This is a genomic window from Neobacillus rhizosphaerae (assembly GCF_050477885.1).
In the GTDB taxonomy this organism is placed as follows: Bacteria; Bacillota; Bacilli; order Bacillales; family Cytobacillaceae; genus Neobacillus; species Neobacillus rhizosphaerae_A.
This window is the reverse complement of sequence record NZ_JBCNAC010000065.1, coordinates 1-10900: the sequence shown is the minus strand read 5'-3', so window position 1 is coordinate 10900 and position 10900 is coordinate 1. Positions and strand designations below refer to the sequence as shown.

Annotated in this window: 12 protein-coding genes; 1 reads left to right on the top strand and 11 read right to left on the bottom strand. The window is 41.7% G+C overall.

Annotated features, from left to right (window positions below; all coding sequences use genetic code 11):
* Positions 1–218: 218 nt before the first annotated feature.
* Both ABES03_RS08390 and ABES03_RS08385 read right to left on the bottom strand, forming a co-directional pair.
* On the bottom strand, positions 219–650 hold the full coding sequence (locus ABES03_RS08390; protein WP_430116789.1) for a DoxX family protein: 432 nt from the start codon (positions 648–650) through the stop codon (positions 219–221).
* A gap of 27 nt (positions 651–677) precedes the next feature.
* Positions 678–1463, bottom strand: coding sequence for a dioxygenase family protein (locus tag ABES03_RS08385; RefSeq protein ID WP_430116788.1), 786 nt, complete (start codon positions 1461–1463; stop codon positions 678–680).
* A 210-nt stretch (positions 1464–1673) separates the two neighbouring features.
* Here ABES03_RS08385 and ABES03_RS08380 point away from each other — a divergent pair, with 210 nt between their 5' ends.
* Positions 1674–2213 (top strand): helix-turn-helix domain-containing protein, encoded by a 540-nt coding sequence (locus tag ABES03_RS08380; RefSeq protein WP_430116786.1) that lies wholly within the window; start codon positions 1674–1676, stop codon positions 2211–2213.
* Positions 2214–2271: 58 nt separating this feature from the next.
* On the opposite strand, the gene ABES03_RS08375 is transcribed toward ABES03_RS08380, so the two are convergent.
* The 9 genes from ABES03_RS08375 to kduI form a co-directional block, all read right to left on the bottom strand.
* Complete coding sequence (locus ABES03_RS08375; protein WP_430116785.1) at positions 2272–2598, bottom strand: cupin domain-containing protein; 327 nt, start codon at positions 2596–2598, stop codon at positions 2272–2274.
* 12 nt (positions 2599–2610) lie between these two features.
* The gene (locus ABES03_RS08370) at positions 2611–3195 is read right to left on the bottom strand and encodes an oligogalacturonate lyase family protein (protein WP_430116791.1); all 585 of its coding nucleotides are present in this window, start codon (positions 3193–3195) and stop codon (positions 2611–2613) included.
* Positions 3099–3767 carry a TolB family protein gene (locus ABES03_RS08365; RefSeq protein WP_430116784.1) on the bottom strand — a complete coding sequence of 223 codons (669 nt, stop codon included), beginning with the start codon at positions 3765–3767 and terminating at the stop codon, positions 3099–3101. The genes ABES03_RS08370 and ABES03_RS08365 overlap by 97 nt, the downstream gene beginning before the upstream one ends.
* Before the next feature lie 80 nt (positions 3768–3847).
* Positions 3848–5335: a UxaA family hydrolase gene (locus ABES03_RS08360; RefSeq protein ID WP_430116783.1), complete on the bottom strand. Its 1488-nt coding sequence runs from the start codon at positions 5333–5335 to the stop codon at positions 3848–3850.
* A complete protein-coding gene (locus tag ABES03_RS08355) occupies positions 5335–6819 on the bottom strand; it encodes a tagaturonate reductase (RefSeq protein WP_430116781.1) in 1485 nt (494 codons plus the stop codon). The genes ABES03_RS08360 and ABES03_RS08355 overlap by 1 nt, the downstream gene beginning before the upstream one ends.
* A gap of 27 nt (positions 6820–6846) precedes the next feature.
* Positions 6847–8247, bottom strand: a complete 1401-nt coding sequence (gene uxaC, locus ABES03_RS08350) for a glucuronate isomerase (RefSeq protein WP_430116790.1) — start codon at positions 8245–8247, stop codon at positions 6847–6849.
* A 35-nt stretch (positions 8248–8282) separates the two neighbouring features.
* Positions 8283–9125 (bottom strand): sugar phosphate isomerase/epimerase family protein, encoded by an 843-nt coding sequence (locus tag ABES03_RS08345; RefSeq protein ID WP_430116780.1) that lies wholly within the window; start codon positions 9123–9125, stop codon positions 8283–8285.
* A 67-nt stretch (positions 9126–9192) separates the two neighbouring features.
* Positions 9193–9975, bottom strand: coding sequence for a 2-dehydro-3-deoxy-D-gluconate 5-dehydrogenase KduD (kduD, locus tag ABES03_RS08340; protein WP_430116778.1), 783 nt, complete (start codon positions 9973–9975; stop codon positions 9193–9195).
* A gap of 35 nt (positions 9976–10010) precedes the next feature.
* On the bottom strand, positions 10011–10841 hold the full coding sequence (gene kduI, locus ABES03_RS08335) for a 5-dehydro-4-deoxy-D-glucuronate isomerase (protein ID WP_430116777.1): 831 nt from the start codon (positions 10839–10841) through the stop codon (positions 10011–10013).
* Positions 10842–10900 lie beyond the last annotated feature (59 nt).

The following is a 10900-nucleotide window of genomic DNA, read 5'->3' as shown; positions in this document are numbered from 1 at the left end:
TCGTGCGCTTTTCCTTTTGCCACGGGCATTAGAACCTTTTTCTATTTACCGATCGCCCACTTTTTCTCTTACCACGGGCATTAGAAACTCCCCGGGCTTCTTCCATTGTATCGGGACATAAAATACAACACTACCAAGGACTGTGGCAGTAACAAATTTTATGCATGCGCAGCTTTTAAAAAACCTGCTAGAATAAGGATTCTAGCAGATTTTTTTGCTTAAGCCACTTTTTGATTACCATTTTTATTCGTTTGCTTATTAAAAATCACTTGGTCAAGCGCAAACAATTTACTGTCATTGACGGCAATCACTACAGCCATCGCAAGGAAAGCTAAATCTAGTTCATAGCCTGCCATTTGGCCATTTCCTAAAAATCCGACAGCTAATTTCACTTTAATCATGGCACCAATCATGACGAGAGATAAAAGAATAGATACGACTCTTGAACCTAAACCAATTACTAAGGCTAATCCACCAACCAACTCAATCACTGCCACTACATAGGCCAATCCACCAGGTAAACCGATACTGTCAAACCAACCAACAATATTTTCTATTCCGCCCTGGAACTTAGTAAGCCCGTGGATAAAAAAACTAATCCCTAAAACCACACGTAAAATGAATGTACTGACTTCAAATTTATTATTCATAAAAAATTCCTCCTGTATTTTGTAAAATTAATTAAACTGCCATACACTATGGCTTAAGCTTCCATATCGGTAGCTGCGGTGCAGTAATTCTGCTTTTTTCCCATTATCCGCTGCACCCATTGCATAAAAAATAGGTATAAAGTGCTCTGTGCCATATGGCGGCACGGCAATGTTGGCATTCGGTGCTAATGTCTGATAATTGAAAAGTGAATCTACATCCCAATTTTTTAAATGACGGGCTAACCACTCATCAAACGCGAGTGCCCAGTCATCAATTCCGCCGGTGCGATCCTTATCCCAATTTAATGCGCGGAGATTATGCACCGTTCCTCCACTGGCAATAATTAATACATCCTTTTCTCTTAACCCTGCCAAAGACTTCCCAATCTGATACTGTTCTGCAGGTGAAAGGTTGGGATTAACCGACATCGAAATCACAGGTATATCCGCATTTGGATACAACATCCTCAATACAACCCATGCACCGTGATCCAATCCGCGCGTTGCATCAACTTCATATGAAACGCCTTGGCTAGTGAATAGTTCAGTAATTTCTTTGGTGATGTCATGATTTCCCTTAGCTGGATATTCTATTTTGTACAAGGCTTCAGGAAATCCGCCAAAATCATAAATCGTGCGGTATTCAGGGGCACTGCTCACCTGTTGCATATTCGATTCCCAGTGGGCGGAAAATAAAACAATTGCCTTTGGTCTTGGTAGAGTACGTCCTAATTGATTTAAAAACTGAGTATACTCATTGTTTTCAATCGCAAGTAACGGAGCTCCGTGTGCGATAAATAATGATGGAAGCATACGATCCTCTCCTTAAAGTTTTATATAAAGGGGTTTGTAAATTTAAATAAAGATAATATATTCATATTAGAAAACTATTAGACAAAAAATAAGTTTCCCACTAGGAATAATTATTATCTATAAGATAACCCCAAACACTATGGATTGTCAATTACTTTTTTGCTAAGATAGAATTAAGTTTTTTATTAGGAAACATTCGAGGTGACTTACGTGGATATTGGATCAAAGATTCGCGCGATACGAAACAGGAAGAAAATTACGATTGCCCAAATGTGTGAAGGAACGGGACTATCGAAAGGCTTTATCAGTAATGTAGAGAACAATAATACCTCTCCTTCCATTAACACACTGCAGACAATAGCGACTTTTCTAGGAGTGCCTTTACCCTATTTATTATTAGAAAAAAAGCAGCATATGCGTGTGGTTAAAAAGACGGAACGAACGTATTCAACCTATAACAACTTAAAAATTGAGCATTTAACTTCACAAGGTGGCTTACACATGAGGTTGGTCGAGTTTCCTCCGGGTGCATCCATGGGGGAAGCCAATGCCCATGAAGGGGAGGAGTCCCATTTAGTCTTAGAAGGAAAAATCCTTGCCGAACAGGGCGAAGATTCATTCATCTTGGAAGAAGGGGATACCTTTAGCTGGAATGCAAGCGTCCCACACTTCGTCAAAAATGTGGGTGAGGAAAAAGCGGTTGTGCTCATCTCCATTTACTCAGATACAGAACGAAATGATGTATTCTAACAACATAGAAAAATGAGGCTGATTCCTTAGTGATCAGCCTCATTTTTCGTCTCCCTACTTATTTTAAAAAGTCTTCCCGCTGTGGCGTAAACACGTCTAAAATAACAGAGTCTTCCTCAAGCGCCTTCACACCGTGCAACACATCGGACGGTACATAAATACTATCCCCTTTGACGACCGTTTGAATGTCCCCACCTAAGTTGAATTCAAAACTCCCTTGAACGATATAGCTAATCTGTTCATGTGGATGGGAATGGATACTTCCAACGGCGTCCTTCCTAAACGTAACTTCCGTCATCATGAGGCTGCCGCCATGGCTTAACAACTTCCTTGTTACGCCTTCCTCGGTAGCTACCGCTTCTACTTCTTCTCCATATGTAAACATTCTCTTCCCCCCCTATTTTGGCAATTCTACTAAATATAAATTACAGACTCCGTTACGGTCTGATGTAAATAAGATTTTTGTATTATCCCAACTGAAGGTCGGATGACAGTGAGTTCGTTGCGTGTTCCAACTCGTGTGGTGAGAACATACCGTTTCAATGGTTGCTTGTTCACCGCTTATATCAATCAACACGAGATCCTCCACCTCATCACCGATCAGCAAGGTATTGTCTCTGTTACTATGATAATGGTTACAGTAATACGGTAAATCGATTTTTCGTAGTAATTGACCCTTTTCATCCGCTAATCCGACGAAAGGAATGTGCCCAGTATCCTCTTCTTTTTGGATGGTTGCTTGGGTCTTGTGAACCGTGATGGTTCCATCGTGCCCTTTTCTACGATTATCAAAAAATATCTTCCCATCCGCTGTCCAGAATTCATGCCCGATACAATCATCTTCCCCCTGCCTAAATACGGGCTGTACCGAACGTGCTCTAATATCTAAAAGCCATATTCGTTGATGGACGAGGTTCCATGGACCTTCATGACAAAAGGTGGCCAGGCTGCTATGGGTAGGTGAAAATTGAAAATGGCCCAGCCAATGTGTATCTTCAAAAACATCAAATACTTCCGTTCCATCCAGACTAATAAGGGTGATCCACCCCTTTTTGTAGCATACATCGTTTCCTTAAACCCTCTGTAGTTCGCTCCTCTTTCAATAGGAACCCTTTCATTTCGTGCCATGCCAATATACTTTTTATCCGCCGAGATGTGTGGATGCCCTAATTGAATCCCTGGCTTTTCCTCATAAAGGACGGTCGTTTCAAGTGTGCTGACATCTAATTTTTTAAGCTGCCTTCCCGAAACATACACGACTATGTCACTTTCAGGCGTTTTTGTATGAAAGCTAGGAGCAACTCCTTCAGGTTCATTCGTCAGTTGAACCATTTGCCCTGTTTCAAGCTCCATTTTAAAAAGATTATAAACCTCAGGCTTACTAGAGGAACGATCTGACAAAAAATAGATTTCTTTATCATCTGCTGAAAATGAATTGTCTGTAAAATAAAAGTGGTGGTTATTGGAACCATTGGAAGTTAATTGCTTAACCACGTTCCCTGTTTTTTGGTCCACATACTCTTTAATTTCTGAAGGAAATTCCTTTCCAATCATCCCTATCCCCGCCTTTTTATGGTTGAATGCAAGAAATCGATAGGTCGTCTGCCTATCGATTTTTGTCCTTTTTCGGAACGCTACAATGTAACACCCTTTTTAAAAATAGCAATCTCTCTAAAATCATTTTTCTCGTTATTGACTAATTGCCCGCTTGCCACCTTTATGATGTAATCAATAAATTCTCTGAGGACTATATCTGAGTCTTTCTCAAGCAATACGCCTGCGTTAAAATCAATCCAATGTGGCTTGTTTTCAAAAATAGGTGTGTTGGTTGAAATTTTCATCGTTGGTACAAACGCACCAAACGGAGTTCCACGACCCGTTGTGAATAAAACCAATTGGCATCCGGCGGCTGCTAGGGCAGAGGAAGCAACGAGATCATTTCCAGGTGCACTTAACAAATTCAGTCCCTTTTGCTTTAGACGCCCCCCATATTTAAGGACATCGATTACCGTAGATGTACCGGCTTTTTGTGTACATCCTAGGGACTTATCCTCCAAGGTTGTAATCCCACCTGCTTTATTTCCAGGTGATGGATTTTCATAGACAGGTTGTTTATTTTCAATGAAATATTCTTTGAAATCATTGATTAATTCCACCGTCTTTTCGAACACCTCTCCATCTGCCGCACGCTCCATCAGGATTGTTTCCGCACCGAACATTTCCGGCACCTCTGTTAGGACAGTGGTTCCACCCTGGGCAACTAAGAAATCTGAGAATCTTCCAAGCAGCGGATTAGCCGTAATACCGGAAAAGCCATCTGATCCCCCGCATTTCAAGCCTACCTTTAATTCAGATAACGGCACCGGTTCACGCTGGTCATTTTTCGCCTGTTCATAGAGTTCCTTCAGAAGCTCGACACCCGCTTCAATTTCATCGGACACTTCCTGAGAGACTAAGAACTTCACTCGGTCTTCATCAAACTCTCCTAAGCTTCCCTTAAATTCATATAGATTATTATTTTCACAGCCGAGCCCCAGCACCAGTACCCCACCGGCATTCGGGTGCAGCACCGCATCTCGTAAAATTTTCCTCGTATTTTCATGATCGTCCCCTAATTGGGAGCAGCCATAATTGTGTTTTAACACGAGTACATTTTCGAATGGACTGATATCGCCTACTTCTTTTTCAAACAGCTTGATCATTCGTTCTGCCACTCCATTGACACAACCCACGGTTGGAACGATCCAAAGCTCATTACGAATACCGACACTACCATTCTTTCGTCTGTATCCATCAAAGGTTAGGTTTTCATTTTTATAAGAAAGGGTTTGTAGCTTTTGATTGAATTGATATTCCTGAATGCCGTCTAAATTTGTTTTGGTGTTATGGGTATGAATATGTTCCCCCACCAAAATTTCTTTCACGGCGTGACCAATCGGATAGCCGTACTTTACCACATGTTCATTGATAGCCATGTTTTTAATGGCAATCTTATGACCTCTCGGCACATCGTCCTTAAGCTCAACCATAGTATCATTTACTGTAAAAGTTTGACCCGCTCGTAAATCCTTTAGCGCCACAACGACATTATCAATATCGTGTATCTGGATGATATCCAACACTATAATTCCCCCCGCAAGCAGGCTGTTTTTTCTCCAACAACAGCCTCGACCGCCTTTTTCATTCCCCATGTTTCAATTTCATAAAGATGCTTTGCAACCGCTGTTGTGAATCCAGGCAACTCATTTAAATCCTGCTCCCACAGTTTTTCGTAGCCTAACACACTCGTAACAATCTCCTTCACACTTTCAATTGTTCCATCGTATCGGCTCCATTGCTCCTTAAATAATTCCAGTACATCCTGGTCATCAGAGAGTTGAATCGTTTCTTCTCCTCTTTTTCCTTTATAAAAAGAAAGAAGGGCCGCAAACGAGAAGACCAGCTTTTCCGGCCATACCTGTTTACGTTGGTAATACTCAAGCAAAGAAGGTAAATCTCTCGTCTGAAATTTAGACATAGAATTAAGTGAAATACTTAATAAGAAATGCTGGATAAACGGATTTTTAAATCGTTCTAATACCGCATCCGCAAATGAATGTAATTCTTTCACGGGCATATCCAATGTAGGAATAATCTCATCAAAAATCAGTTCTCTGACAAAGGGCCCGACCACCTCATGCTCAATTGCTTCGGCTACCGTATCTAATCCATATAGGTAGGAAACAGGCGTCATGGCCGTATGGGCACCATTTAAAATTCGAACCTTTGTTGTGCGATATGGAGTCAAATCATCCACCACTAATGTATTTAACCCTGCTAAGTGGGCAGGAAATTCCTCAAGAATCCACTCAGGCCCTTCGATGACAAATAGATGGAATTGTTCCCCCACCACCAGAAAAGGATCACTATAGCCAAGCTCCGCTTGGACCTCTTCAATCGACTCACGTGGGAATCCAGAAACAATCCGATCAACGAGTGTATTGCAGAAAGTATTCCCTTCATGAATCCATTGGATAAACTCCTCACCAAGGTTCCAAAGTTCGGCATACTTCAGAATGATTTCCTTTAATTTTTCACCATTCCGCTCAATCAGTTCACAAGGGATTAGAATACAGCCTTTGTTCATATCGCCTTGAAAGGAATGGAAACGTTTATATAAGAATGCCGTTAATTTGCCTGGAAAACTCTTTTGAGGGCGGTCTTCTAAACGATCATTCTCGTCAAAGGCAATTCCAGCCTCTGTTGTATTGGAAAAAATAAACCGTAGTTCGGGATTAGCAGCCAATTCTAAATATTGATCATACTGTTTAAAAAGGTTGATACCTCTGCTAATACTAGTAATAACACTGTGCTCCTTAACTGCTTGGCCTTCCTTCATCCCCTGGAGGTATAGAGTATAAAGACCATCCTGTTCATTCAGCTTCTCGATTTTTTCCTGACCACGAGGTTGAACAACCACAACACTGCCGTTAAAAAGATCCTTTTTATTCATGACATCAATTTGCCAGTCAACAAATGCCCTTAGAAAATTCCCCTCACCAAATTGCAAAACCTTCTCCGGGTATGATTGAAGATCGTTTACTAAACCCTTATTTAAACGTTCCATGAATGCTCCTCCTCATTACTAGGGCCATTAAAATTGAAAATATTCTTTTGCATTTGTGTAAGAGATTCCTTTGGCGATCTTCCCTAAAAACTCGATGTCATTAGGGACCTCTCCATTTTCCACCCATTCGCCAATGAACGAGCAGAATAATCTTCTAAAATATTCATGTCGCGTATAGGATAGGAAGCTTCTTGAATCGGTCAACATACCAATAAAGCGAGTGAATAAACCGACATTGGCAAGCGACTGCATTTGCTCCAGCATGCCTGATTTTTGATCATTGAACCACCAGGCGGTTCCAAATTGAATTTTCCCTGGAATTCCACCACCTTGGAAACAGCCAATCATGGCAGCAATGATTTCATTATCCTTTGGATTGAGAGAATAAATAATCGTTTTAGGCAGCGCATTATCAAGCTCCAAAGCATTTAATAACTGCGCTAATGGCTTCGCAATTTTTTCATCATTAATCGAGTCAAAGCCTGTATCTGCCCCCATTTGCTTAAACATTCTCGAATTATTGTTTCGTAACGCATTAATATGGAACTGCATCGCCCAGCCCAATTCAGCATACAACTTTCCGAGGAAGGTTAAGGTAAAGCTTTTATATTTTTTCTCATCTTCCATAGACACTTTGTTACCGGCTAATGCCTCTTGAAAAATTTGTGCCGCTTCTTCTTTCGTTGCTTCCGCAAACATCATCGTATCGATGGCATGATCGGAAACTCTCCCCCCTATGGAATGGAAAAAGCGAACTCTCGATTCAAGTGCCTGTAGCAGGTGGTCATACGTCTCAATTTTGATTTCGGCGGCTTCCTCCAGTTTGGCAACCCACTCTTGATAGCCTACTCGATTAATTTCAAGGCCCTTATCGGGACGGAAGCTAGGTAACACCTTCACATCAAAATCGGTGTCATCTTGTAATAGTTGGTGATATTCAAGAGAATCCACAGGGTCATCCGTCGTACAAACGACTTGAACCTTTGATTTTTTAATAAAATCTCTTGCACCAAAACCGTCACTGTTGAGTAAGGCATTTACTTTTTCCCAAATAGACGGGGCACTCTCTAAGTTTAATAGCTCATGAATACCAAAATACCTTTGTAGTTCTAAGTGGGTCCAATTGTATAGTGGATTTCCAATGGTCATGGGTACCGTTTCTGCCCAAGCTAGAAATTTGTCGTAATCACTGGCACTGCCGGTAATATACTCTTCATCTATCCCATTCGCTCTCATTAAGCGCCATTTATAGTGATCACCCGATAGCCAGATATCGGCAATGTTTTTGAAGCTTTTATTTTCATAGATTTCCTTTGGGCTTAAATGGCAGTGGTAATCAATGATGGGCATATCTTTTGCGTATTCATGATACAAACGAATAGAAGTTTCATTATTTAATAAAAAATTCTCATCCATGAAGTTTTTCATCATTCATCCAGCCTTCTCTAGTTTTTTCATACAAACTACGCGTTTTCGTATTTATCTTTTAAATAGGCCATGCTGCCGTCGATGTATGGTTCTGTCGTGCTTTCCATTAGTATGGTGATATAAGGCTTTTTCTTTTTTAACTGTTGAAAGAGGAAATCGTAATTTAACAGGCCATGACCAACTGGTACCATCTTGACTTGGTTATCCTCAATGACAAAGTCCTTGGCATGGAGAATAACCATCCTGTCTCCAAATAGTTCAAAGGCTTCTTCTATGACCGCTACTTGATCCTGGTAGTTTTCCATAGAGATAAAGTTGGCCGGGTCATAGATGACTTGAAGATTGTTCGATGGGACAAGATCGAGCAGCCTCTTCATTCGCGCCGGTGTATGGATAGGGTGGTTGATGCCCCCTTCAATTCCAACGATTACGCCGAACTTTTCGGCCTCTTCCACAAGCTCCTTCACACTCTCAACTACCTCCAGAAACGGTTGTTCCTTAAAGTTCTCTTCTGTGTACTTCATTTCAGCTTGAACATTTCCTGTTTCCGTCCCGACAATGCTGCAGCCAAAATCCCGCACAAAGCGGAGATGCTCCTTGAATCGGTCCAATTCGCTTCTTCTTTGCGCCAAGTCAGGATGGATCATGTTGATATAACAGCCTAGGACAGCGATTTGTAGCTCGCGCTTTTTAAAAACGCTCCCAATTGTGTGGGCAAAGCCAGGACTTAGGCTACCTAAATCTGAGTTAATATCCTTTAAGGATTTTTTTAATGCTAATTGAACAGAAGTGAGTCCTTTATTAGAAACCGTATCAGCGACTTCCTCTATAGAGGGCTTTTCAATATCATGGGCTCTGATTCCGATGTTTGTTATCATATGGGGCCTCCATTTAGGTTTTGGAAAAGCCGCATCACTTCTATAGCGATACGGCTCTAAATTAGGTTTATCTAGCTAACCAACCACCGTCAACTGCTAGGATATGACCGTTCATATAATCAGATGCTTTGCTTGATAAGAACACGACAACGCCCATTAAATCTGCAGGTGTTGCCCAGCGTCCGGCCGGAATACGGGCGGTAATTTCTTTATGGCGTCCTTCATCCTCACGAATAGGTGCGGTGTTTGCAGTCTCTACATAACCTGGAGCAATCGCATTGATTTGAATGCCATATTGCGCTAATTCATTGGCAAATGCCCTCGTTACACCGGCAACGGCATGCTTACTAGCTGTATACGGCGGAACAAATTTTCCTCCCTGGAATGAAAGCATGGAAGCCACATTGATGATTTTTCCGCTCTTTTGCTCCACCATTACTTTCGCAACCTCTTGGCTTAAAAAATAAACAGAATTCAAGTTGATCTCCATTACCGCATCCCAATCCTCTGCCTTATACTCAAGCAGTGGAGCACGGCGGATAGTACCGGCATTGTTTACTAAAATATCAATTTTTCCAAACGCGCTTACACAGGCAGCAACAATCTCTTTAATCGCTTCCCGGTCCGTTAAATCGGCTTGGAAAAATTCTACTCGGCGTCCTTCCGCTTCAATGAGCTCTCTTGTTTCATCCCAATTCGTACCGTGGGTCACAACAAATACATCGGCACCGGCTTTGGCGAGAGCCACTGCATAGCCCTGACCTAATCCCGTATTACCACCAGTCACGATTGCCACCTTGCCTGCTAGTGAGAAAAAATCTAATGAGAAATCGTTTAATTGTGTGGTCATGATCCTGCCTCCCCGTTCGTCATCTAGTATGCTATCTATCTCAAATCTTCCATTTTTACAAAATCCATGTCATCGTACGTGATGTTCTCTCCACACATTCCCCAAATAAACGTATAGTTGCTTGTCGCTGTTCCTGTATGAATCGACCAGCTTGGAGAAATAGCTGCCTGCTCATTTTTCAAGACAAGATGTCTTGTTTCGTTTGGTTGTCCCATGAAGTGGAACACCCTTGTTTCTGGTTCCATATCAAAATATAAGTACACTTCCATCCGGCGTTCATGTGTATGACATGGCATCGTGTTCCACACACTTCCCGGTGACAGCATGGTTAGTCCCATCTGAAGCTGACAGCTTTCACACACATTTGGATGCACGTACTGATAGATTTTTCTCTCATTTAATGTTCCTGGTTCTCCAGCTTCAAGCGGCTTAATGTTATTGATATCAATCTTCACCGTTGGGTACGTATGGTGGGCAGGAGTCGAATTGATATAAAACTTGGCCGGGTTATTGGCATCCAATGAACCGAAGAGAACCTCCTTAGTTCCTCTTCCTACATAAAGACCATCCCGACGCTGCATATCATATTGAACCCCATCGAGGATGACGAATCCGTCGCCGCCAATATTAATGATTCCTAATTCACGACGCTCAAGGAAATAGTTCACCCCAAGTTGTTTATCAAGCGTAATCGATAATTCTTCTCCAGAAGGTGTCACGCCACCAAAAATCATCCGATCGACATGTGTATAAGTTAAATGAACCTTCCCTGGTTCAAAAAGAGTTTCCACTAGAAAATGCTTTCTTAATTCGTCCGTATTGTACCGTTTGATTTCTTCTGGGTGGTTCGCATAACGTGTTTCCAATCTCCATTCCTCCTAATAAGAAAAGCGCAAGCGCCTTGTCCAGCCCCGACAGGCAAATG

Excerpts from the sequence above, each read along its gene's own strand:
- ABES03_RS08390 (WP_430116789.1), bottom strand. The coding sequence starts at position 650 with ATGAATAATAAATTTGAAGTCAGTACATTCATTTTACGTGTGGTTTTA.
- ABES03_RS08385 (WP_430116788.1), bottom strand. The coding sequence starts at position 1,463 with ATGCTTCCATCATTATTTATCGCACACGGAGCTCCGTTACTTGCGATT.
- ABES03_RS08375 (WP_430116785.1), bottom strand. The coding sequence starts at position 2,598 with ATGTTTACATATGGAGAAGAAGTAGAAGCGGTAGCTACCGAGGAAGGC.
- ABES03_RS08365 (WP_430116784.1), bottom strand. The coding sequence starts at position 3,767 with ATGATTGGAAAGGAATTTCCTTCAGAAATTAAAGAGTATGTGGACCAA.
- ABES03_RS08355 (WP_430116781.1), bottom strand. The coding sequence starts at position 6,819 with ATGGAACGTTTAAATAAGGGTTTAGTAAACGATCTTCAATCATACCCG.
- uxaC (WP_430116790.1), bottom strand. The coding sequence starts at position 8,247 with ATGAAAAACTTCATGGATGAGAATTTTTTATTAAATAATGAAACTTCT.
- ABES03_RS08345 (WP_430116780.1), bottom strand. The coding sequence starts at position 9,125 with ATGATAACAAACATCGGAATCAGAGCCCATGATATTGAAAAGCCCTCT.
- kduD (WP_430116778.1), bottom strand. The coding sequence starts at position 9,975 with ATGACCACACAATTAAACGATTTCTCATTAGATTTTTTCTCACTAGCA.